Annotated in this window: 22 protein-coding genes; all 22 read left to right on the top strand. The window is 43.9% G+C overall.

The window, feature by feature from the left end:
• Positions 1 to 47 precede the first annotated feature (47 nt).
• The 22 genes from G9409_RS01290 to G9409_RS01185 all read left to right on the top strand — a co-directional run bounded on the left by G9409_RS01290 (position 48) and on the right by G9409_RS01185 (position 22834).
• Positions 48 to 824: a 3-deoxy-manno-octulosonate cytidylyltransferase gene (locus tag G9409_RS01290; protein WP_166807079.1), complete on the top strand. Its 777-nt coding sequence runs from the start codon at positions 48 to 50 to the stop codon at positions 822 to 824.
• A complete protein-coding gene (locus tag G9409_RS01285) occupies positions 821 to 1846 on the top strand; it encodes a Gfo/Idh/MocA family protein (RefSeq protein ID WP_166807078.1) in 1026 nt (341 codons plus the stop codon). The genes G9409_RS01290 and G9409_RS01285 overlap by 4 nt, the downstream gene beginning before the upstream one ends.
• Positions 1847 to 1856: 10 nt before the next feature.
• Positions 1857 to 2876: a class I SAM-dependent methyltransferase gene (locus G9409_RS01280; protein WP_166807077.1), complete on the top strand. Its 1020-nt coding sequence runs from the start codon at positions 1857 to 1859 to the stop codon at positions 2874 to 2876.
• Positions 2876 to 3652 (top strand): HpcH/HpaI aldolase family protein, encoded by a 777-nt coding sequence (locus G9409_RS01275; protein ID WP_166807076.1) that lies wholly within the window; start codon positions 2876 to 2878, stop codon positions 3650 to 3652. The genes G9409_RS01280 and G9409_RS01275 overlap by 1 nt, the downstream gene beginning before the upstream one ends.
• Positions 3649 to 4311, top strand: a complete 663-nt coding sequence (locus G9409_RS01270; protein ID WP_166807075.1) for an HAD family hydrolase — start codon at positions 3649 to 3651, stop codon at positions 4309 to 4311. Before G9409_RS01275 ends, G9409_RS01270 begins: the two co-directional genes overlap by 4 nt.
• A complete protein-coding gene (locus G9409_RS01265; RefSeq protein ID WP_166807074.1) occupies positions 4308 to 5267 on the top strand; it encodes a phosphoglycerate dehydrogenase in 960 nt (319 codons plus the stop codon). Before G9409_RS01270 ends, G9409_RS01265 begins: the two co-directional genes overlap by 4 nt.
• A gap of 72 nt (positions 5268 to 5339) precedes the next feature.
• Complete coding sequence (locus G9409_RS01260; RefSeq protein ID WP_166807073.1) at positions 5340 to 5957, top strand: SIS domain-containing protein; 618 nt, start codon at positions 5340 to 5342, stop codon at positions 5955 to 5957.
• A gap of 54 nt (positions 5958 to 6011) precedes the next feature.
• Positions 6012 to 6728, top strand: coding sequence for a transaldolase (locus tag G9409_RS01255; protein ID WP_166807072.1), 717 nt, complete (start codon positions 6012 to 6014; stop codon positions 6726 to 6728).
• Between the two features lie 70 nt (positions 6729 to 6798).
• Positions 6799 to 8325: a hypothetical protein gene (locus tag G9409_RS01250; RefSeq protein ID WP_166807071.1), complete on the top strand. Its 1527-nt coding sequence runs from the start codon at positions 6799 to 6801 to the stop codon at positions 8323 to 8325.
• Positions 8326 to 8376: 51 nt separating this feature from the next.
• On the top strand, positions 8377 to 9318 hold the full coding sequence (locus G9409_RS01245; RefSeq protein WP_166807070.1) for a glycosyltransferase family 2 protein: 942 nt from the start codon (positions 8377 to 8379) through the stop codon (positions 9316 to 9318).
• A 13-nt stretch (positions 9319 to 9331) separates the two neighbouring features.
• Positions 9332 to 10462: a glycosyltransferase gene (locus G9409_RS01240; protein ID WP_166807069.1), complete on the top strand. Its 1131-nt coding sequence runs from the start codon at positions 9332 to 9334 to the stop codon at positions 10460 to 10462.
• The gene (locus tag G9409_RS01235; protein ID WP_166807068.1) at positions 10459 to 11655 is read left to right on the top strand and encodes a glycosyltransferase family 4 protein; all 1197 of its coding nucleotides are present in this window, start codon (positions 10459 to 10461) and stop codon (positions 11653 to 11655) included. The genes G9409_RS01240 and G9409_RS01235 overlap by 4 nt, the downstream gene beginning before the upstream one ends.
• A 29-nt stretch (positions 11656 to 11684) precedes the next feature.
• Positions 11685 to 12737: a glycosyltransferase family 4 protein gene (locus G9409_RS01230; RefSeq protein ID WP_208019636.1), complete on the top strand. Its 1053-nt coding sequence runs from the start codon at positions 11685 to 11687 to the stop codon at positions 12735 to 12737.
• A 3-nt stretch (positions 12738 to 12740) separates the two neighbouring features.
• The gene (asnB, locus tag G9409_RS01225) at positions 12741 to 14708 is read left to right on the top strand and encodes an asparagine synthase (glutamine-hydrolyzing) (RefSeq protein WP_166807066.1); all 1968 of its coding nucleotides are present in this window, start codon (positions 12741 to 12743) and stop codon (positions 14706 to 14708) included.
• Positions 14687 to 15766 (top strand): EpsG family protein, encoded by a 1080-nt coding sequence (locus tag G9409_RS01220; RefSeq protein ID WP_166807065.1) that lies wholly within the window; start codon positions 14687 to 14689, stop codon positions 15764 to 15766. Before asnB ends, G9409_RS01220 begins: the two co-directional genes overlap by 22 nt.
• Before the next feature lie 312 nt (positions 15767 to 16078).
• Positions 16079 to 17077: an NAD-dependent 4,6-dehydratase LegB gene (locus G9409_RS01215; protein WP_166807438.1), complete on the top strand. Its 999-nt coding sequence runs from the start codon at positions 16079 to 16081 to the stop codon at positions 17075 to 17077.
• Positions 17074 to 18249, top strand: a complete 1176-nt coding sequence (locus G9409_RS01210; RefSeq protein WP_328700109.1) for a LegC family aminotransferase — start codon at positions 17074 to 17076, stop codon at positions 18247 to 18249. Before G9409_RS01215 ends, G9409_RS01210 begins: the two co-directional genes overlap by 4 nt.
• Positions 18246 to 19139 carry a methionyl-tRNA formyltransferase gene (locus tag G9409_RS01205; protein ID WP_166807063.1) on the top strand — a complete coding sequence of 298 codons (894 nt, stop codon included), beginning with the start codon at positions 18246 to 18248 and terminating at the stop codon, positions 19137 to 19139. Before G9409_RS01210 ends, G9409_RS01205 begins: the two co-directional genes overlap by 4 nt.
• Positions 19136 to 20137: an N-acetylneuraminate synthase gene (neuB, locus tag G9409_RS01200; RefSeq protein WP_166807062.1), complete on the top strand. Its 1002-nt coding sequence runs from the start codon at positions 19136 to 19138 to the stop codon at positions 20135 to 20137. The genes G9409_RS01205 and neuB overlap by 4 nt, the downstream gene beginning before the upstream one ends.
• A complete protein-coding gene (neuC, locus tag G9409_RS01195; protein WP_166807061.1) occupies positions 20134 to 21294 on the top strand; it encodes a UDP-N-acetylglucosamine 2-epimerase in 1161 nt (386 codons plus the stop codon). Before neuB ends, neuC begins: the two co-directional genes overlap by 4 nt.
• Positions 21294 to 22175 carry a formyltransferase family protein gene (locus tag G9409_RS01190; protein ID WP_166807060.1) on the top strand — a complete coding sequence of 294 codons (882 nt, stop codon included), beginning with the start codon at positions 21294 to 21296 and terminating at the stop codon, positions 22173 to 22175. The genes neuC and G9409_RS01190 overlap by 1 nt, the downstream gene beginning before the upstream one ends.
• The gene (locus G9409_RS01185; RefSeq protein ID WP_208019634.1) at positions 22172 to 22834 is read left to right on the top strand and encodes a PIG-L deacetylase family protein; all 663 of its coding nucleotides are present in this window, start codon (positions 22172 to 22174) and stop codon (positions 22832 to 22834) included. Before G9409_RS01190 ends, G9409_RS01185 begins: the two co-directional genes overlap by 4 nt.
• Positions 22835 to 22901 lie beyond the last annotated feature (67 nt).

Raw genomic sequence — 22901 nt, 5'->3', positions numbered from 1 at the left:
TTAACTTGTCAAATTTAATCAAGTGATCGATAAATAACGTTCAATCTATGATTACAGTTATTATTCCAGCCAGGATGGCGTCATCACGATATCCTGGCAAACCTCTTGAGCGGATTATGGGTCTTCCCATGGTTGAACATGTCAGACGGCGTGCTCTTATGGCCATGGGGGTTGATATGGTTGCAGTTGCCACCTGTGATGCATCTATAAAAGATGTCGTTGAAGCTTATGGCGGCATTGCTGTTATGACCAGAGATACTCATGAACGTTGTACAGACCGGGTTGAAGAGGCAATGCAGCGGCTTCCGGGAGATATTGTTGCCATGGTCCAGGGGGATGAACCTTTGCTTATTCCGGATGCTATTACGCAAGTCATTCAACCTCTGCTTGATGATTCCGGTCTGGATGTAGTAAATATGTTATCTCCTCTTGAATCTATTGAAGATTACGCTAATCCTGACATTGTTAAAGCCGTTTGTGACAGACGGGGAAACGTGATATATCTGACTCGTGCTCCGGTTCCGTATTTCAGAAAGCAGGAAGTTGTTCCTGTTTATCGTCAAACAGGAATAATGGCATTTCGGGCAAAATTTCTTCCTCAATTTAGTGCTTTGCCGGAAACGGCTCTGGAAAATGCAGAATCAATCGATATGTTAAGATTAATTGAACATGGTATTTGTATCCGGGGGGTTGTCGTAGAATATACCACAATAGGGGTTGATCGGCCCGGTGATGTAACTGTAGTTGAATCATTACTGGTGAATAATCCTGTTCAGCGGGACCTGTTCGAGCGTTCTTTGAAGATGGCGGAGGGGGTACTATGAATAAACCACTTCGCGCTGGTATAGTCGGATATGGTTATATGGGTCAGATTAGACGCAGGAATATTGCGGATCATCCCGATCTTGAACTTGGAGGTATTTGTGATCCCGGTTGTTCAGAGCAGATCAATGCCTTAAATGTGCCTGTTTATGAAAACTGGGAAAATCTTGTAGATGACGGTCTTGACCTGGTGTTTGTCTGTACACCGAACTATCTGATACCGGAGGTTGCCATAAGGGCAATTCAAAAAGGTGCTCATGTTTTCTGTGAAAAACCACCTGGGCGTTGTCTTGCAGATATTCAGAGAATTCACGCTGCAGAGCAGGAATATCCGGAAAGCAGGCTTTTATTCGGTTTTAATCATCGGCATCATCCCGGGATTATTGACGGTAAAGCAATTATCGATTCAGGAGCGCTTGGAAATATTCTTACCTTGAGAGGAGTTTACGGGAAGGGAGGTGGTTATGATTACCATACTTCGTGGAGAAACAATCCTGCGATTGGCGGGGGGGGAATTCTTTTGGATCAAGGTATTCATATGCTTGATCTTTTTCGTCTTTTTGTTGGTGATTTCAGTGAGGTAATCGGGATGAGGGGGATAACTTCCTTTGATGTTCCTGTTGAGGATAATGCTTTTGTATTATTGCGGACTCCCATCGGTCAGATGGCACAACTGCATTCCTCTGCGACTTCATGGAAGCATATGTTTCGACTGGAAATAGGTTGTGAAAAGGGGTATATCGTAGTAAGTGGTCTATTGTCAAAAACCGGTAGTTACGGCAGGGAAACATTGGTCATAGGGCGAAGGCCGGCCCCCGGTGAGCGAATGGCGGTAGGTAATCCTCGAGAGGAGACTGTTTATTATGATACTGATTTATCCTGGGACATTGAAGTAGCTCATCTGGTCGAATGTATTCGTCAGAACAAACCTGTCGAGCAGGGGACATCTCTGGATGCATTGCGAGTTATGGAAATTGTCGATCAAGTCTATCGTCAACCACTTATGAAATCAATTTCATGTTAATAGGTCGATTATGAAAACTATTGTCTCCGTACAAGAAATTTTTGAATATGATATCAAACCACCGGCGGCGTTGAAACAGTGGCGTGATATGCTTGAGGTTGAGATCAAGAAGCAGTGGGCGGATCGTTCTGGCTGGATAAAAATCGATTGGCCGACTGGTAATCCTGATGACGCTATTCCTGCGTTTGAGCATTACGGAATTGAATATGTTGAAAGTTCCTCTTGCGGTTCTGTCTATGCCAGGTATCGCCCATGTGAAGAGGAGTTATGGCGTTGGTACCGTGAGTCAAAACCTGCTTGTTTCTGGCGGGAGCAGATACTTCCTGCCTGTGAAGAAGCTCGTCGTGAAAAAATAATCCGTCCACGTGCTGACTGGGTATTGGATGGTATTGCGGAGTATGTCCCTTATGCAGAAAGATTGATTGATGTATCTTCAAATGGTCGCGGGTTACTTGAAATACTGTCGGATGCAAGCCCGAAATTGACAAGTATTACTGCCGCCGGGATGACTGCAGATTTGGAGGGAGTATCAACTACCCGAATTCATGTCCAGCCCTCAAAAACAGCTGAATTGCAGACTATAGGAAAGGCTGATGTTATTGTGGCCATAGATACTTTGGACCGTGCAGCCGATATTGGCGCATTGATCAGTTCTTTTGAAAAACTGCTTGCGCCAGGTGGAGTGATTTTTGTAACAGCATCTGTTGCAAGTGGATTTGAGGTTCAGACTCTTTGGGAGGAGTCGAAGACGATTATTCCCCCTGACAAGCTGAACCTTCCAACGGTGGCTGGTTTACAGATGCTTTTTAGTGCACCTGACTGGGAAATACTGGAATTGAGTACACCGGGTATGTTTGATGTTGAAATTGTCCGTAAAGCAATAGAGGCGAACCCTGATAGACCATGGCCTCGAGCGATTCGGGCACTTGTCGACCGTACAGATGAGTCTGGTCGTATGGCATTGGTCGAACTATTACAATCAAGACGTCTGGCTTCTTTTGCCCGACTTGTTGCAAGGAGAAATAATTGATGCTTGCTCGGAAAATTAAAGATAAAATGCGCCGTGGAGAGCCTTCTATCGGAACCTGGATGTCAATGGCTCATCCTTCAATTGCAGAGATTCTTGCGATGGCGGGATATGACTGGGTAGTAGTTGAAACTGAACATACAGGCATTGATGTTTCTGAAGTTTTGAGGCTTCTGATTGCTATAGAGCAGAGAGGTTCCATCCCGTTAGTCCGACTTGCATGGAATGATCCTATTCAGGCCAAGGCTGTTCTTGATTCTGGTGCAGCAGGCGTGCTTGTTCCGATGATTAATACCAGAGCAGAAGCAGAACTTGCAGTACAGATGACGAAATATCCTCCGCTTGGGTATCGTGGTGTCGGCCTGGCCCGGGCCCAGGGATATGGAGAGCATTTCAATGAATATGTCGAACATGCAAATGATGACACCCTGCTGATGGTTCAGATTGAGCACAAGGATGCCGTTGCTAACATTGATGAAATTCTTTCGGTTCCGGGAATTGATGGCACATTTATAGGTCCTTATGATCTCTCTATGTCAATGGGTATACCCGGTCAGATTACCCATCCGGATCTGTTGGCAGCTAAACGGAAGGTGCTGGATGCCACGTTAGCCCATGGTCTTATTGCGGGGGTTCACTTTGTACAGCCGCGAACTGCTTTGGAAGATTGCCAAAAGGCGGTAGCAGAAGGTTACCGATTTATAGCCTTGGGAACAGACATTTTGTTTCTTGGTGATAGTGCTCGTACCCTGCAAAAACAAACGAGCGGCTTTAAATGACAAATCCTTTATTCAGAAGTAGATGCCGGGTTTTGATACTTGATTTTGATGGAGTTGTAATTGAATCAAATGATATAAAAACGGAAGCTTTTCGGAAGGTTTTCGGATGTTATCCGGATCATTTTGATGAGATGATGGCTTTTCATCACAATAATGTTTCTCTCAGTCGTTTCGCCAAGTTTCAGCATTTGCAGTGTTTGCTTGGAGACACAGATAATGATGATTTTTTGGTGGATATTGCAGCTGATTTCTCCTCTTATGTACTTGATTGCATGGAAGCTGTTCCACTTGTTCCAGGTGCCGAGTCTTTTTTAAAAAAAGCAACCCGGAAATTGCCGGTCTATCTGGCATCAGTAACACCTGCCGAAGAACTTGGTTTGATTTTGGAAAGACTTAACTTGTTGCACTGGTTTCGTGACGTCTATGGTTGTCCGCCATGGACCAAGCCTGATGCAATCCGGGAAATACTCAGGAAAGAAGATATTAATCCTCATGAGGCCCTTCTTATCGGAGATTCCGCTGGAGATCAGCGTGCCGCTCAGGTTTCAGGAGTTCATTTTCTTGCCCGAAACAGCGGCCTGGATTTTGATGCTCCTCAACCAGTCATATTCTCTGATTTGCATCAAATATCTAACTATCTCGAGGAACTGTTGTCATGAATGATCTTATTTTTGTTGCACTATCTACCTTTGCTGCTGAAGACAGACGACCACTTGAACTATTAGAGTCGTCTGGTTTTCCCTTTCGAATTCATGAAACAGGAAAACGAATTACAAGGGAAGAGCTTGTTCGCGATGGAAAAGATGCAAAAGTAATTATCGCAGGAGTTGAACCCTACGATTCGTTGACCCTTGGACAACTGCCATCTTTGAGATGTATATCCCGTTGTGGTGTGGGAGTGGATGCAATAGACTTGCCTGAAGCTCGCAGGCATGGAATTGCGGTTACCAATACACCTGGTATTCCAACTGAGGCAGTGGCTGAGCTGGCTTTATCCATGATACTTGCCCTGAGTCGGGATCTTCTCCGGCAAACCAATTTGATGAGAGCCCGGAAGTGGGAACGGATTACCGGACATTTATTGGAAGGACGGTCAGTTGGTATAGTCGGGTTGGGTAGTATTGGAAAACGCGTTGCCCAGCTTTGCCAGGCATTCAATGCACATATTTTTGTATACGATCCTTTGGTTTCCAATTCTACAGCGCAATCTCTGGGTGTTACGCTTGTTGATATGAAGGAGTTGTTACATGAAGCCGATATAGTCTCATTGCATGCATCAAAAAATTCGGAACAACCGCTGAAATTAGGCCCGATTGAATTTGCTTCCATGAAGCGCGGGGCTATTGTTATTAATCTTGCAAGAGGGGAAATGATTGATGACTTGGCTCTGGTTGACGCTTTGAAATCCGGCCACATTGCAGGAGCAGGCCTTGATGTTTTCTCTGAAGAGCCTTACACTGGACCTTTATGCGATTTTGAACAGGTAATCCTGACACCTCATTCAGCTACACTTACTGTTGAAACCAGGGCAAGTATGGAATTACAGTGTGTTGAAAATGCTATACGTTTTCTTGAGGGAAAATTGACTATTGCAGATGAAAAAAGGGTTATTTAATCCCCTTCATAAGTTTATATAGACATTATAATTATTTCAAATACTCTATTAACTCTAAGAATGTTCTGACGTATGAGTACAAACACAACAGAATTATTTGCGTGCCAGTACCTTAATGAGGCAAAAAGAATTATCGATCAACTGGATCATGCTGCAATTGAGGCAATGACACTTCAGCTTGTCAAATTGCGTGAGAGGGGCGGACGTCTCTTTCTTGTTGGAGTGGGCGGTGGTGCCGGTCATGCCGGCCATGCTGTCAACGACTTCAGAAAACTTGCAGGTATCGAATCATACTCCCCGAGTGATAATATCAGCGAGTTGACTGCACGCACCAATGATGAAGGATGGGATACTACCTATTCAGCATGGATGAAGGTAAGCCGTTTAAGTGATAAAGATATGCTTTTTGTCTTTTCTGTTGGTGGTGGTGATTTGGAACGAAACATAAGCCCGAATATTGTTCGTGCGGTTCAATACGCGAAAGAGGTTGGTGCATCAGTCATAGGTGTTCTTGGCCGAAATGGAGGATATGCAGCATCTGTTGCTGATGCATGTGTTATCATTCCTACAGTTAATGCAGATATGGTAACGCCGCATACGGAATCTTTTCAGGCTTTGATTTGGCATCTTCTGGTTTCCGACCCTCGTCTACAGGTAATGTCAAATAAATGGGAATCAAACAAGCCTTGAAATATTCAGTACATAACGAATAACGTAATTTTATAATAACAAAGAATCATCGCTATGAATGATATCGCTAAGTTTAAGGTAAAAATATTTGCTGATGGAGCAGATAAAGCGGGAATGGTCGAAATGGCTGCTAAACCATACATTCAGGGTTTGACAACAAATCCTACTTTAATGCGGAAAGCAGGTATCACTGATTATAAAGCTTTTGCGCAGGATATATTAAAAGTAATTACCGATAAGCCGATATCATTTGAAGTATTTTCAGATGATTTTAACGAAATGGAAAAACAGGCAGTTCAGATCGCAAGCTGGGCTGACAATGTATATGTTAAAATTCCTGTTACCAACACGAAGAGGGAACCGGCCTACTCGCTGGTTAACAGATTGTCCAAAAAAGGGATAAAGCTTAATGTGACAGCCATTATGTCCCTTGATCAGGTTCGTGATGTAGCAGCAAATCTTGACCCGGCAGTGCCCAGCTATATATCTGTTTTTGCTGGTCGAATAGCTGATACGGGAGTTGATCCAATTCCGCATATGACAGAATCTTTAAACCTAATGAAGAATCTTCCTAAAGCTGAGCTTATTTGGGCAAGTCCCCGGGAGCTCCTGAATATTTTTCAAGCTGATTCTATTGGTTGTCATATTATTACCGTTACCAATGATGTTCTGAAAAAGCTCGAACTGGTAGGCAAGAACCTCGACGATTATTCACTTGATACAGTTAAAATGTTTTACAATGATGCGATGTCGGCAGGTTATTCTATTTGACAGCGTCATGTAATCAAATAATACTACCTTTTATCTTGTTTTTTAAATAACTGCTTAGTTGTTATTCAATTTGAATGAAAAACAATATTTAAGGTTATCCGATATTTGTGATCGAATCCTTCTCGCGAAGGATTCTACGATTGAGCGTGTTGCAATCGGGTGGTTACATATAATTCGAGAACATCCCGTTTTTTTATCTCGATATCATGAAGTATTCAAAAATGATATCGAGATAAAAAATAAGGCAATTAAATGGATCCGAAAAACCAAATACGAATATCTTTGGTTTCGCAATCTTATAAGAGTAATTCGCGACGACAAAAAGATTTCGTACATATCTCAGGAAATTCCATCCAGGATTGATGTTTTATTTGTCTCTCATCTTATCAATCCAGCTCTTGCAAGTCAACCTGACGATTTCTATTTCGGAAGTGTGCCAAGCGAAATGCTTCAATGCAAGAGATCAGTAGTTGTTGCACTGATCAACCACACAAAAAAGTCTTGTTCGGATTATAGCGACATTTCATCAGTTTGTTCGTATCCGCGGGTGATTCTTTCAGGATCACTTCGTTTTCTGGATGAAATCGTTTTGCACAGCCGCTTGAAAAATCAGGCTAAAGTGCTTGACAAGCGAGGCAAGCATACTGATACTCCTTTTGAACGGCGTATTCTTGCAAAGGCGTCCATAGAGGCCTTGACTGAAGGACCACACCGAAATATGCGAATAGCCGCACAGATAGGGAATCTTGTTGCTAAGCTAAGACCGAAAGCGATCATTATCACCTATGAAGGTCATGCATGGGAACGCCTGGTTTTTGCGGTAGCGCGTCAAGCAGTTCCGGGCATAAAGTGTATCGGGTACCAACATGCCGCTCTATTCCGTCTTCAGCATGCAATCCGGCGTAATCTTGCCCCGGAATATAATCCTGATCTTATTCTCACGGCTGGATATATCGGAAAAGCTGAGCTTGAAGCAGCATGCGGATTGAATGGGATACCTGTATCGGTATTAGGATCAAATCGTAGTATCAAGAACAGTATTGATGAAAATCGAAATGATCTATTGGTTGACACTTCTGAATCCCCCTATTATACAACCTGTTTGGTTATTCCTGAAGGCATAGCCAGTGAATGTAATCTTTTATTTGAATTCTCCCTCTCCTGCGCGAAAGCGTTTCCGAATATTCTGTTTATATGGCGATTACATCCAATTGTGTCTTTTGAGTCGTTAATTAAATCTAATCCCAAGTTACAAACCCTCCCTGAGAATATTTTGTTGTCTACGATGTCGCTCGAAAATGATTTCGCACGATCTATATGGGCACTCTATCGGGGAACTACTGCCATTGTTCAGGCCGTTGCGTCAGGATTGAGGCCTATTTATCTTCAGTTGCCTGACGAAATGTCTATTGACCCATTATTTGGCATGAATTACATACGTAACAATGTTACAGCGGTAAATGAGTTTATGGCGGTTATAAATACTCCGGTTGAAATGAGTAAGTTGAAATCAGATATGTTAGATGCGGCAAATTATTGTAAGAATATATTTGTTCCATTCGATGTGGAAATGCTTGATAAATCTATTGAGAAATAAGCACTTTGTTGCTTGATAGTTGAATATTCATTATTGATATATTTGTAAGATATGTACAATTCGAAAGATTTAGCAGTAATTATTCCTACCAAAGACCGGCCTGTGCAGGTTAAAAGACATCTTCAAAGTCTGGTTGATCAATCTTGTCGTCCGGGTAGAGTTATTGTGGTGGCATCAGGACAAGATATTAAAGATATGGTGCTGAGCTTTGTCAATGAATTGCCTGTAGAGTATTACAGGAGCGGCATTGGACAGATTAGACAGAGGAATTTCGGCATTTCGTTACTCGACAACCGTACAAAGCTTGTTGCTACAATGGATGACGATGTGGTCTATGAGAGAGACGCATTACATAATATGATATTATTCTGGAATTTAACTCCTGGTGTTACTGCAGGAGTTGGGTTTAATGTTATAAATCGTCCAAAACATAAATCTTCCATAATAAGCAGAATGCTGTACGGAGCTCGAAATGAAGAACCCGGAAAAATAATGAGCTCCGGAGTTGCAACATCTTTGACTAATGTGGATAATGATATCAATACAGAGTGGCTTAATGGCGGAGGTACAGTCTGGCGTCAGGATATTCTTACTGAAACAACGCGCCAGGAAATAAAGTCGAGTTGGGCTGTTTATGAAGATGTTATTTTTAGTTATCCAATAGGGAAAAAAAATAAACTATATATTTGTGCTGCTTCTAAAATAAATATTGAAGATATACCTCAAAAAGGCAGAAATTACAAGGGATCTTATTTTATAGGAAAATCAATAGCATTGTGGCGATTGTACTTTGTTATTCAAAATCATGAGTTGTCTGTATACAGTTATTATATGGCTGTATTATTCGAATCAATGGTATGCGCAATTAAAGCAATAATCCGGATTGATTTGATTCTATTTATGCGTTTTGCCGGGACGATGGCGGGGCTTTTTAATGCTCTGACTGTACGTAATCAGGAAAATAAAGTCTTGTCTTTAATAGAAAAAATTTAATCTTTATACGGGATTGAAAAAAATATCTATACTTGTTCCTGATCTTCGAGGCGGCGGCGCGGAATTAGTGGCTGTAAACCTTGCAAATAGTTTCTATGATGGAGGTTATGAAGTTCACGTGGTTTTATTGGTGGCTCGCGGAGAATTTCTGAGTGATTTGCAGCAAGGAATTACTGTAATTGATTTAGAGGTTAACAAGATTCGTTTCTCTTTATTTCCATTGATTCGATATCTTCGACATGCTCAGCCAACTGTACTATTGGCTTTTATGTGGCCTCTCACTATTATAGCTATTCTTGCACGGATATTGACTGGATCAAAAACACGTATAATTGTCTCAGAGCATACGACATGGTCCTTATCTCAAATTACAAGTACCCCGTTTGGTAGATGGAAAGTCGCCAATACCATGCGTTTAGCATTTCCTTTTGCAGACGATGTTGTCACCGTTTCTCAAGGTTCTGCAGATGACTTATCCAGATTTGCTCACCTTGAAAGAACATCTATAACCGTCATTTACAATCCCGTTATAAAAACTATAGACCCGTTACAGAAGATACCATCAGAGCCCAGTGGCTGGTGTGTGGGATCACATCGGAGAATACTTGCTGTTGGGGCACTAAAAGAGGTCAAAGATTATACAACACTATTGAATGCCTTTGCTCGGCTATCTTTACAAGTTGACGCTCGTCTTCTCATTTTGGGGGAGGGTGATTGCCGTACATTATTGCAGGATCAGGCAATTCGATTAGGTATAAACAACTCTGTTTTTATGCCGGGCTTCACAAAAGATACCAGACCTTATTACCAGCTTGCAGATCTGCATGTTCTGACTTCAACAGCTGAAGGGTTTGGTAATGTCATTGTTGAGGCGCTATCCGCTGGTACTCCGGTTGTGAGTACAGATTGTTTTTCCGGACCGAGAGAGATTCTGAAAGGCGGTTATTATGGCCGATTGGTTTCGGTTGGTGATGCACAGGCACTTTCAGAAGCCATGGCTTCAAGTTTACAGGAAATGCATGATCGTGATGCACTAAAACAACGTGCCCTTGATTTTTCTGTTCAGAAGATATCGGATCAATATCTCGCTCTTATGTTTCCTGAATATTCACGTTCCAGAAAGGGGAACATAAGTACATCATGAGTGTTTTATATATTTCATACGATGGTATACTGGAGCCCTTGGGTCAGTCACAGGTATTAGCTTACCTTAATTTTCTTTCGAAACACCGCCGAATCTATCTTATAAGTTTTGAAAAGCCTGAAGATTGGGATAATGCATCAGAACGCAATCGAATAACTGCTTCCGTTGCAGCATCAGGAATTTTGTGGTATCCGTTGCGCTACCATAAAAAGCCTTCTTCGTTAGCTACACTATGGGATATAGTTTGCGGTTTTGCCACGGGTTTATTTCTTGTTTTGCGTTATAGATTACGTATAGTGCATGCTCGCAGCTATGTATCATCAGTCATCGCCCTGTTACTCAAGCGATTTACAGGAGTGAAATATGTTTTTGATATGCGGGGATTTTGGGCAGATGAGCGTGTGGATGGTGGGTTATGGCCTAAAGGGGGCAGTTTATATCGTGCAGCAAAATGGTTTGAGCGGCATTTTCTACTCAATGCTGATTTGGTGGTATCTCTGACTCACGCGGCAGTGACTGAGATCAATACATTTTCTTATCTGCAGGGGAAGATAATACCCTTTGAAGTTATCACCACTTGTGCTGATCTTAATCTGTTTCATCCCAGGCAGATGGATTCCTTATCGCACCCTTCTGATCGTCCCTTCACTCTTGGTTATGTCGGTTCTGTTGGCGTCTGGTATCTTTTCGATGAAACCTTGCGTTGTTTTAAGTTGCTGCGCAAGCAAGTGCCTGATGCACGGCTATACATAGTAAATCGTGGTGGTCATGCTTTTATTCACGAGCGCCTTCAGGCAATGGGCATTGCTCCTGATTTAGTAAGAATTGAAGCTGCAGATCCCGGAGGGGTAGCCCTTGCAATGCAGGAGATGGATGCGGGTATATTTATTATCAAACCGGTTTATTCTAAAATTGCATCTGCCCCGACGAAACTTGGAGAGTTTCTTGGCTGTGGTGTTCCATGTCTTGGCAACACCGGAGTGGGGGATATGGCAGCAATTCTTGAAAATGAACAGGTCGGGGTGGCATTAAATTCTTTTGATGATGCGTCAATGTCTCAGGCCATTACCCGCCTGCTGGAATTAACAAAAAAAGAGGATATCAAAACACGCTGCCGGAGTGTCGCTTTGCGTTACTATTCGCTTGATGAAGGGGTTCGCCGATATGCATCTATCTATAAAAGATTAGAGTGAGGGTTTTAGCTTTATCCCGCTATACCCGTATGGGTGCAAGTAGCCGGTTGCGTTTGATGCAGTATCATCCCTGGCTGGAGTCAGCAGGAATTGAAGTTGTGGTATCGCCGCTGTTTTCAGATGAGTATGTTTCAGGTCTGCAGCACAATCGGCGCCATATAGGAGATGTTGCCATGGCATATGTCACGAGGCTGAAAACATTACTTCACGGCGGGAAATTTGATCTGATCTGGATAGAGAAAGAGGTTTTGCCCTGGCTGCCGGCCTGGATAGAGCTTATGTTGCTGTCGAAGGGTGTTCCCTATGTTCTTGATTATGACGATGCTTTTTTTCACTTCTATGATCTGCATTCTCAACCTGTTGTAAGATGGCTGCTTTCCGGAAAGCATCCGACCTTGATGCGTAAATCGGCGCTTGTTATTGCAGGCAATAACTATCTTGCCGATTTTGCCCGGAATGCAGGTGCAGAGAGAGTGGAGATAATTCCTACAGTAGTTGATCTCGACCGCTATGACATGCGCAGGCTTGCAAGGTCGGATCATTCGTCCGGGATGCCCTGTATCGGATGGATAGGCCAGCGTGCATCTGCATTGAATCTTATGAAGTACAAAGAGATTTTTTATCGTTTGTCTGATGATGGACGGGCTTGTTTTTCTGCAATAGGCATTGATGCTCAATCATTAGGCCTGCCCATGAAATCCGTTGCATGGACTGAGGAGACCGAGGTTGCGAACATAGCTGATTTAGATATCGGTATCATGCCTCTTGTTGATGCTCCGTTTGAACGGGGAAAGTGCGGTTACAAGCTTATTCAGTATATGGCATGCGGATTACCGGTTGTAGCTTCCCCTGTTGGAGTGAATAGTGACATTGTTGAGCATGGAGTAAACGGGTTTCTTGCTGACACAGCCGAAGAGTGGGTGCGTTCGCTCAGTTTGCTGCTGGAAGATAAAGAGTTGCGACGCAGGATGGGGCATGCCGGACGGCTGAAGGTAGAGAAGGAATTTTGCATTCAAGTTACAGGACCTCGACTGGCAGGATTATGCAAGGAAATTGCTACGATCAACAATATTGAAAAATAATTGATGTGTGGATTTGCAGGTTTTTTAAATGATTATGATGACAGTGCGGGAAATTGGATGGAAGATATTGTTTCCCGTATGGCGATGGCCATTCAACATCGTGGTCCGGACGATGCAGGTGTCTGGGCTGACCGGCAATCTGGTATTGCGTTAGGACACAGGCGTCTTTCGGTAATAGATCTCTCTTCAGCCGGGCATCAGCCGATGCACTCGTCTTCCGGACGTTTTGTAATAGCTTTTAATGGTGAGATATACAATCATAATACGCTCCGCACCGAGCTGGCAAAGATCGGATCGGCTCCGGAATGGCGTGGCCATTCGGATACAGAAACACTGTTGGCCGGATTTGAAGCATGGGGTATAAAAGCTACACTGCAGCGTGCTGTGGGCATGTTTGCTTTTGCCCTCTGGGACAAGGTAGACGGGACCCTTAAGTTAGCTCGTGATCGCTTCGGGGAAAAGCCGCTCTATTACGGCTGGACAGGGAAAGGAGCTCGGCGAGCTTTTGTTTTTGGTTCAGAGCTGAAAGCTCTTCGTGCATATCCCGGTTTCGATAACCCGGTAAACAGGAGTGCTCTTCAGCTATATTTTCAGTTTTGTACGGTACCGGCTCCATACTCGATTTACGAGGATATCCACAAATTAATGCCGGGCGCCCTACTTACCTTACGATCAGAAAAAGATTGCGTCACAAGGAAAGCTGAAACCGAAACCTACTGGAGCCTGACTGATGCTGTTCGTATCGGGCTTTCCAATAAAATACTTGATGAGAAAGAGGCGCTTTCCCTGCTTGAATCAACGCTACGCGAGGCAGTCGCATCGCAGACAATTGCTGATGTACCGCTGGGCGCATTTCTTTCCGGGGGTGTTGATTCTTCTGCTATTGTTGCCCTGATGCAAACACAGTCAAGTCGTCCGGTTCAGACCTTTACGATAGGCTTTGATGAGGCTGGCTTTGATGAGTCGCCTTATGCCTCGGCAGTTGCAAGGCATCTCGGTACCGAGCATCATGAAATTCGTGTTTCGTCGGACGATACCCGATCAGTCATTCCTCTCTTGCCAAAATTATATGATGAGCCCTTTGCCGACAGTTCCCAGATTCCCAGCTATCTTGTCTGCAAGGCAGCGCGAAGCAGCGTTACGGTAGCACTTTCAGGGGATGCCGGTGATGAACTGTTTGGCGGCTATAACCGCTACTTGTGGGGCAGGCAGATATGGAATCGTATTTCGTTTCTCCCCCCCTCCTTACGCCAGTTATTGGGTGCCGGAATTCAGGCGTTTCCAGTCGATACCTGGGATTGGTTGGGGCAGAAGCTGCCGGATGCTTTTGGCACTTCACGGTTAGGTGACAAGGCATATAAATTGGCGAACCGTATGAAAACTGTGAAGAGTATTGATGATCTCTATCGTAGTCTTGTTACTGAGTGGCCTCAGGATATAAATCCAGTCAAATGTTCATCTCTGTTGCCTTCTCAACTGGATAATTCTTCACTTATTGCAGGCTTGTCTGATACTGAGCATCAGATGATGCTATTGGATAGCATAACCTATCTGCCTGATGATATTTTAACAAAAGTTGACCGGGCAGCTATGGGCGTGAGTCTGGAAACGCGAGTTCCATTTCTTGATCATCGTGTGGCGGAGCTTGCCTGGCGGTTGCCGCTGAACATGAAGATAAGGGCCGGAGTCGGCAAGTGGGCTTTACGGCAGGTACTCTATAACTATGTGCCTCGAGAGCTGATTGAACGACCGAAAGCCGGATTTGCAATACCCGTTGGTCAGTGGTTGCGTGGCCCTCTTCGTAACTGGGCTGAATCATTGCTTGAAAAAGAGCGTCTGGAAAAAGAGGGTTACCTGAATCCGTTTCCAATTCTTAAGATATGGCGAGAGCACTTGACCGGTCGTTATGATTGGACAAATCGACTGTGGGTAGTATTGATGTTTCAGGCATGGCTGGAGGAAAACCAATGACAACATACTGGCTTATGTTTCTTGTTCCGATGCTTGCAGGGTTAAGTCCCTGGAAAGCAAAAGGAGCTCTGCCAAATGTTCAGTGGTTTTTATATGGTTTTCTCCTGATTTTCATATTAGGACTGCGACATGAAGTGGGAGGAGACTGGAGCAACTATATAGATAATTTTACCTGGCTTAAAGAGTATAAATTTTTAGAAGTTATTTCCTTTTCGAATTTATCTCTTGATCTTGGATATTTAATTGTTTATTGGTTTTCGCTGCATTATCTCAATGGCATCTATGCTACAAATATAATTTGTGCGGCTATTTTTGTTTCAGGTTTGTTAAGAGTGTGCCGTGAAATGCCTATTCAGTGGCTCGCATTGTGTGTCGCCATACCGTATTTAGTGATTGTCGTAGCAATGGGATACACTCGTCAGGCTGCTGCGATTGGTTTTATTATGTGGGGGTTGATCGATCTGATAAAGGGCCGGCAGATTCGGTTCTATATCATGGTCTTACTGGGATCGCTCTTTCATAAAACGGCTTTTTTAATGCTGCCTGTCGGCTTTTTATATACGAATTCACTTCGAAACCTGAAAGATTTAATCATATTTATCATCCTGTTTGGTATAGCATTTCTTGCTTTTCTTGCCGATCGCATTGCTAATCTTGTGCATTTCTATATAACCGATACCGGAGGAATGGAATCATCAGGTGCCTTTATACGGGTCATGATGAATGTTATTTCAGCATCAGTCTTTATCTATTTCAGAAAAGCCTGGGCTGAACGGTATGATGATGGCAAATTATGGCTTATTTTCAGCGTAGTAAGTATAGTTATGCTTCCGCTTACCATTGTTATTTCTACAACCATTGATCGAATGGCTCTTTACTTTCTTCCCATGCAACTTGTTATCTTATCAAGAACACCCTCATTGATAAAAAGCACCTATGTAAGAACACTGTTTATATTGAGTGTCTTGTTTCTCTATATCGGGGCGTTGTTCGTCTGGCTTAATTTCGGTACACATTCAAGTAACTGGCTACCCTATCAAAATCTCTTTTTTTTGTGAGCGTAGTCAGTTGATTGCTGTTCATTACCGGGCTATTCAATCCCATTTCCTTTATTGACTTTTATTTGAACTTCAGGCAAAAGCTTTCTGCCTCGTCACGAATCATTTACATGTTATCAAACCGCTTGCCATCATAGGCATCGCTTCAGCCCCTTTTCGGACAGCACTCACAATTCGGGAGTACACTCGTTTCCGCCAGATGAGTGCATAATTATTGATCTTCTCATGCTTGTAATACCTCTTATGTAAGTGTCAGTGAAACAGGCACATCGATGAATGAATGTATGATTATCTCCTATGAATAGCGATACAATAAAAAGAATCCTTGTAACAGGTGCAGATGGCTTTATTGGCTCACATCTCACTGAGGCTCTTGTCCGTCAAGGCTACAATGTTCGAGCATTTGTTTACTACAACTCTTTTAATTCATGGGGCTGGCTGGATCATTGTGCACCTGAAGTTAATGGACAATTTGAGATATTTGCCGGAGATATTAGAGATCCGCACGGCATCAGAAAAGCGATGACCGGATGTGATGTAGTATTGCATCTCGCTGCTCTTATCGCGATCCCATTCTCGTACCACTCTCCGGACACCTATGTGGATACAAACATCAAGGGTTCGCTCAATGTCCTTCAGGCAGCAAGGGAGCTTGGGGTCCAGAGAATAGTGCATACCTCGACCAGTGAAGTCTACGGTACTGCGCGCTTTGTGCCTATTTCCGAAGAGCATCCTCTTCAGGGGCAGTCGCCATATTCAGCTACCAAGATAGCTGCGGACCAGATGGCGTACTCATTTTACAGCTCATTCGGTCTTCCGGTAGTTATAGTTCGTCCCTTCAATACCTATGGTCCCCGTCAGTCTGCCCGTGCTGTAATTCCAACCATCATTACCCAGATAGCCAATGGAAAGAGGCAGATAAAGCTGGGAGCAGTATCGCCAACTCGAGATTTCAGTTTTGTACAAGACACGGTTTCCGGATTTATTGCGGTCATGAATTCAGAGAACGGTCTGGGAGAAGCTGTCAATTTCGGCAGTAACTTTGAAATTTCCATAGGAAATACTGCAGAGCTGATAGCAGAAGTTATGAACACAGAGATTGAAATCATTACAGAAGAGAGTCGTCTTCGTCCCAAAAACTCCGAGGTAGAACGTCTTTGGGCTGATAACTCAAAAGCTGACCGCCTTTTCGGCTGGAAGCCCGATTATGGAGGCCTCGATGGTTTCAGAAGAGGCATTGCTGAAACTGCTGAATGGTTCATGAATCCGGCCAATCTGGCCAGTTACAAATCAGAGATCTTCAATCTGTGAATGCATTGTATCCACCATCCTCCTTTATTGATAAAGTCATAGCAGCGATTCGAACCGTTATCGGTTCTGCTCCTGCGGTTCTCCATGAACCTGCCTTTGCTGGTAACGAATGGCTATACCTCAAAGAGTGTCTTGACTCAACATTTGTTTCATCGGTCGGCAAATTCGTCGATCGTTTTGAAGCTGACTTGGCAGCATTTACCGGAGCCAGACATGCGATTGCTGTTGTTAACGGTACAGCGGCGCTGCATATTGCACTCATGCTTGCAGGTGTTAAAAGAGGTGATGAAGTGCTGATTCCTGCACTCACCTTTGTTGCAACAGCAAATGCCGTAAGCTATTGTGGAGCAACACCTCATTTTGTTGACAGCGAAGAGCGCACTTTTGGTGTTGATGCGCAGAAACTGCGAGACTATCTTGATAGATGCACTGAGCAGCGGGCCGGCTTTTGTATTAACCGCTCAACAGGAAGGGTTATCCGCGCACTGGTGCCGATGCATACATTCGGTCATCCTGCCGCTATTGATGGTATAATGGCTGTGGCCCGTGATTTCAATATAGCGCTGCTCGAAGATGCGGCGGAGTCTCTCGGAAGCTACTACCATGGCAGGCACACAGGAACCTTTGGCTTGATGGGCACCATAAGTTTTAATGGCAACAAGACTATTACAACCGGAGGCGGGGGTGCAATATTGACTGATGATGCCGAACTTGCGCGTCATGCCAGGCATCTGACGACAACGGCAAAACTGCCGCATGCATGGGAGTACCGGCACGATGAAATCGGGTACAACTACCGTATGCCGAATATTAATGCTGCATTGGGTTGTGCACAGTTGGAGCAATTGCCGGCAATTCTTGCGGCAAAACAGGTGTTGTATGAAAGATACCAGACTGCATTTGCCTCTGTTTCTGGCGTCAGATTGATGAAAGCGCCGGAACACTGCCAAAGCAACTACTGGCTGCAAACTCTTCTGCTTGACACAAAATATGTTGATCAACGTGATATTCTGCTTCAGTCAACCAATGGTGCCGGCATTATGACTCGTCCTGCATGGGTTTTGATGCACGAGTTGATGCCATTCAGGGAGTGCCCGCGTATGGATTTGGCCGGTGCAGAGTTGCTTGTGCCACGTCTGATAAATATTCCGAGTAGCTCAGGATTGATATGATAAAACTAAAGATTGGCTATTTTGCAGATGGCCTTTGGTCTCACAAAGCTTTGACCATGTTACTGTTAGACGAAACGATACAATTACGTTTTATTTGTGCCCGTTTTGATCTCCCTGATCCAGTATTACGCGCTATGGCCCTGGAAAATGGAATCGATTTTTTAACGAATCCGAAAATTAATTCAGCAGAGTTTATTGAACGTATGGTTGGATACAACTGTGACTTGTTTGTGTCAATGTCATTTAATCAAATATTTCGCAAAGAGTTAATGAACATCCCACCACTAAAGACTATTAATTGTCATGCAGGCAAGCTTCCGTTTTACCGTGGTCGTAATATTTTGAACTGGGTGCTTATCAATGATGAAAAAGAGTTTGGAATAACGGTTCATTATGTAGATGAAGGTATAGATACCGGAAATATTATTCAACAATCCTGTTACCCGATAACAGATGCTGATGATTATGCGACATTGCTGGAACGAGCTTATGATGGATGTGCAGTAAATCTTTATGATGCTATAAAATCCATACAGGCAAACAGAGCACGGTCAATAGTCCAAAAAGATATTCATCCTTTTGGATTTTACTGTACAACCAGAAAAGCAGGAGATGAGCATTTGGTTTGGAATCAAAGATCCCGCGAAGTTTTTAATTTTGTAAGAGCTCTTTGCAGACCTGGGCCGGAAGCAAGAACGTTTTGTAATGATCAGGAGATAAAAATCAACAAAGTTATCTTTTTGCCAGATGCCCCTGATTATAAGGGAATTCCTGGTGCGGTTGTGGCAGTTGAATCCAATGCTTTTTTTGTCAAGACCGCCGATAGTTACATAAAGGTTATCGACTGGTCGGGATCTGTTCGGCCGCGAATGGGGGATCGTCTGACATGAAAACTATGGTCATTGCCGAAGCCGGTGTCAATCATAACGGCGATATTGAGCTGGCCAAACGTCTGATTGATGTAGCTGCCGAAGCGAAAGCTGACCTGGTTAAATTTCAGACGTTTAGTTCCGATCGACTTGTTACAAAAACCGCAAAAAAGGCTTTCTATCAGCTTCAGACAACTGATGTTATGGAATCTCAACACGGGATGCTTCGCCGATTAGAGCTTAGTGTTGATATGCATAAAGAGCTTATTGCGCACTGTAACAAGCGCAATATTGGTTTTTTTTCTACGGGCTTTGATATAGAGAGTGTCGATCTGCTGGTGAGTCTCGGTCAAAATCAGTTTAAAATTCCATCCGGAGAAATTACCAATCTTCCTTACTTGCGCCATATTGGCCGACGGGGTCAGCCTGTAATACTTTCCACTGGCATGGCAACGTTGGGCGAAATAGAAGCAGCAATAGAGGCGCTTGAGCAAGCAGGGACACCTCGTGCCAATTTGACCGTACTGCATTGCACCACAGAATACCCGACACCCATGGTAGAGGTGAATCTTCGATCCATGCTGAGCATACATAATGCGTTTGGTGTAGATGTAGGTTATTCCGACCACACACAGGGTACCGAAGTTGCCATTGCTGCTGTTGCCCTGGGTGCAACGGTAATTGAAAAACACTTTACCCTTGATCGCAATTTACCGGGCCCTGATCACAAGGCAAGTCTTGAACCTGCGGAACTCCAAGCTATGGTGTCAGCTATTCGGAATATTGAAGTTGCACTTGGTGACGGTATCAAGCGCCTCACCCTGAGCGAAGCACGCAACAAGTCTGTTGTACGTAAATCACTGGTTGCAAGTCATCCGATTAAAGCTGGTGAATTATTCAGTATACAGAACGTCACCACAAAACGTCCCGGGACTGGAATTTCACCGATGGGCTGGGATGCAGTCATTGGCCGCAAGGCGGTCCGTGATTTTACTGTTGATGAATTGATTGAACTATGAGTCGCAGGATTTGTGTCATAACCGGAACTCGTGCCGAATATGGTTTGCTTCGGTGGGTGATGCAAGGCATCAGGGATGCTTCTGATCTTACCCTGCAGGTTGTGGCAACCGGAATGCATTTGTCACCTGAATTCGGGATGACCTATCAAGAGATCGAACGGGACGGATTCACTATTGACCGTAAGGTTGAAATGCTGATGAGTTCTGATTCGGCTGTAGGTATTGCCAAATCAATGGGTCTCGGTCTGATTGGTTTTGCTGATGCACTGAGTGAATTGAAGCCTGATCTCATTCTGGTGTTGGGCGACCGGTTTGAGATCTTTTCAGCGGTATCTGCCGCTTTGGTTGCTCGTATACCGGTAGCACACCTGCATGGAGGTGAGGCAACGGAAGGTCTCATAGATGAGGCTTTTCGTCATTCGATTACCAAGATGTCACATCTCCATTTTGTTGCCGCCGAAGAGTACCGGCAGCGTGTTATTCAACTTGGAGAACAGCCTCATCAGGTTTTTCTTGTGGGCGGGTTGGGGCTTGACAGTATCAATCGTATGAAACTTCTCGATCGGAATGAATTAGAAACAGCCTTGAACTTTCAGTTTGGGCCCAAAAATCTACTCATAACCTTTCATCCGGTTACTCTTGAGATTGCAACTGCTGCGGAGCAGATGAATGAACTGCTTGCCTCTTTGGCTGAATTACAGGATACACATTTAATCTTCACCATGCCGAATGCCGACACTGATGGTAGGGTGCTGATTGATATGGTGGAAAAGTTTGCCGCGCATCACTCTCATGCTTGTGCTTTCACATCTCTTGGACAGTTGCGATATCTTTCGGCGATCGCACAGGTGGATGGTGTGGTAGGGAATTCATCAAGCGGTCTTGCAGAGGTGCCAAGTTTTAAAAAAGGGACTATCAATATAGGTGATCGTCAGCGGGGAAGGCTTTTGGCAAAGAGTATCATTTCCTGTAAACCTGAACGCTCAGAGATCAGGGCGGCTATAAAGCGGCTCTATACGCAGGAATTTCAGGAACTTCTTCTTTCAGTTGTTAATCCCTACGGAGAAGGTGGGGCAAGTAAAAAAATCATCGAGGTTATCCGTTCTGTTGATCTTGGCGGGCTTCTGAAAAAAGCATTTTATGATATTTCTGTGTAATGCGAATTGTTTTTATCGGTACAGTTGAGTTTTCACGGCAGGCGCTTGAAAAGTTGTTCTCAATCGGCGCTGAAATTGTTGGTGTTTGTACATTGTCCGAATCCGGATTTAATTCGGATCATGTTGACCTTGCTCCTTTATGTAAAAAAAAAGGCATTCCATGTTATAATGCTCTGGATATCAACTCATTGGAGGTTTTAAACTGGATCAGTTCGAAAACTCCTGATATTTTGTTTTGTTTTGGCTGGTCAAGGCTGCTTAAAACTGCATTGTTGCAGTTAGCTCCCCTGGGTGTAATTGGTTTTCACCCTGCAGCATTGCCTAAGAACCGGGGGCGTCACCCGCTGATTTGGGCTCTCGTATTAGGCCTTGATAAGACAGCCTCAACTTTTTTCTTTATGGATGAGGGTGCAGATACAGGGGATATTCTTTCACAACGGGAAGTTTGCATTGATCCTTTTGATGATGCAGCCAGTTTGTATGCGAAAGTGACCAAAACAGCTTTGGTGCAAATTGAGGAATTTCTGCCTCAACTTTCCGCAGGCAGCTTTGTTCGTTCAAAACAGACAGGCGGTCAGGCCAACACATGGCGTAAGCGTAGCTATGCTGATGGCAGGATTGACTGGCGTATGACAGCACTCTCTATATACAACCTCGTACGCGGATTAACCCGTCCGTATCCGGGAGCGCACCTTGTTGTTGACGGGCAAGAGATAAAAGTATGGAAAACTGCTGTTGTCAAGGATGACGGGCAAAATATAGAGCCAGGTAAAATAATTGCATACAGCGGTGTGAGTCCGGTAGTAAAATGCGGGCAGGATGCGATTTGCCTGCTGAGTACAGAGCCATCATTTCAACCAATAGTCGGGAGCTATCTTTGAAAACTATAGTTGTGGCGCCTCATCCTGACGACGAAGTACTTGGCGTTGGCGGGACGATACTGCGTCGGAAAGAGGAAGGCGTAAAAGTTGCCTGGCTCATAGTTACGAATGTTTCCGTAGAAACGGGCTGGAGCAAGGAAAAAGTCAGAGAAAGGTCTGAAGAAATAAACCGGATTACAAAGCTTTTTGGTTTTGATGAGGTGTTTATGCTTAACTTTCCCGCGACTCAGCTTGACCGTGTGCCGATGAGCGACCTGGTTTCTGCAATTTCTGAAGTATTCAGTTCATTTCAACCGACGGAAGTCTTTGTCCCTCACCAATCAGATGTTCATACTGATCACGGAATGGTTTTTAAAGCAGTTGCAAGTTGCACAAAATGGTTTCGCTATCCTTTTATCAAGCGTGTTCTTGCTTACGAAACCCTTTCAGAAACAGATTTTAATTTGGATCCAAAACAATGCTTTTATCCAAATGTGTTCATAAATATCAGTCCATTTATAACCGAGAAATTGCGGGCAATGGGTATTTACTCTTCAGAAATTGGAGAATTTCCATTTCCTCGCAGCTATGAAGCTGTTCGTGCTTTAGCCGCGTTACGCGGTGCAGCATCCGGTTGTGATGCTGCTGAAGCATTCATGCTTTTAAGGGAGATCGAATGATCTATGCAGCAAATCGTAGCGTTGAAGTTATGCTATATACTCTTAATGCCACAGGATAGAAATCGTG

This window comes from Candidatus Chlorobium masyuteum, assembly GCF_011601315.1.
In the GTDB taxonomy this organism is placed as follows: domain Bacteria; phylum Bacteroidota; class Chlorobiia; order Chlorobiales; family Chlorobiaceae; genus Chlorobium; species Chlorobium masyuteum.
This window is presented reverse-complemented; position numbering and strand designations above follow the sequence as displayed.

Coding starts and splice junctions, on each gene's coding strand:
- G9409_RS01280 (WP_166807077.1), top strand. CDS start 1,857: ATGAAAACTATTGTCTCCGTACAAGAAATTTTTGAATATGATATCAAA.
- G9409_RS01230 (WP_208019636.1), top strand. CDS start 11,685: ATGGGTGCAAGTAGCCGGTTGCGTTTGATGCAGTATCATCCCTGGCTG.
- neuB (WP_166807062.1), top strand. CDS start 19,136: ATGAAAACTATGGTCATTGCCGAAGCCGGTGTCAATCATAACGGCGAT.
- G9409_RS01205 (WP_166807063.1), top strand. CDS start 18,246: ATGATAAAACTAAAGATTGGCTATTTTGCAGATGGCCTTTGGTCTCAC.
- G9409_RS01235 (WP_166807068.1), top strand. CDS start 10,459: ATGAGTGTTTTATATATTTCATACGATGGTATACTGGAGCCCTTGGGT.
- G9409_RS01190 (WP_166807060.1), top strand. CDS start 21,294: ATGCGAATTGTTTTTATCGGTACAGTTGAGTTTTCACGGCAGGCGCTT.
- G9409_RS01275 (WP_166807076.1), top strand. CDS start 2,876: ATGCTTGCTCGGAAAATTAAAGATAAAATGCGCCGTGGAGAGCCTTCT.
- asnB (WP_166807066.1), top strand. CDS start 12,741: ATGTGTGGATTTGCAGGTTTTTTAAATGATTATGATGACAGTGCGGGA.
- G9409_RS01260 (WP_166807073.1), top strand. CDS start 5,340: ATGAGTACAAACACAACAGAATTATTTGCGTGCCAGTACCTTAATGAG.
- neuC (WP_166807061.1), top strand. CDS start 20,134: ATGAGTCGCAGGATTTGTGTCATAACCGGAACTCGTGCCGAATATGGT.
- G9409_RS01255 (WP_166807072.1), top strand. CDS start 6,012: ATGAATGATATCGCTAAGTTTAAGGTAAAAATATTTGCTGATGGAGCA.
- G9409_RS01220 (WP_166807065.1), top strand. CDS start 14,687: ATGGCTGGAGGAAAACCAATGACAACATACTGGCTTATGTTTCTTGTT.
- G9409_RS01265 (WP_166807074.1), top strand. CDS start 4,308: ATGAATGATCTTATTTTTGTTGCACTATCTACCTTTGCTGCTGAAGAC.
- G9409_RS01285 (WP_166807078.1), top strand. CDS start 821: ATGAATAAACCACTTCGCGCTGGTATAGTCGGATATGGTTATATGGGT.
- G9409_RS01245 (WP_166807070.1), top strand. CDS start 8,377: ATGTACAATTCGAAAGATTTAGCAGTAATTATTCCTACCAAAGACCGG.
- G9409_RS01270 (WP_166807075.1), top strand. CDS start 3,649: ATGACAAATCCTTTATTCAGAAGTAGATGCCGGGTTTTGATACTTGAT.
- G9409_RS01290 (WP_166807079.1), top strand. CDS start 48: ATGATTACAGTTATTATTCCAGCCAGGATGGCGTCATCACGATATCCT.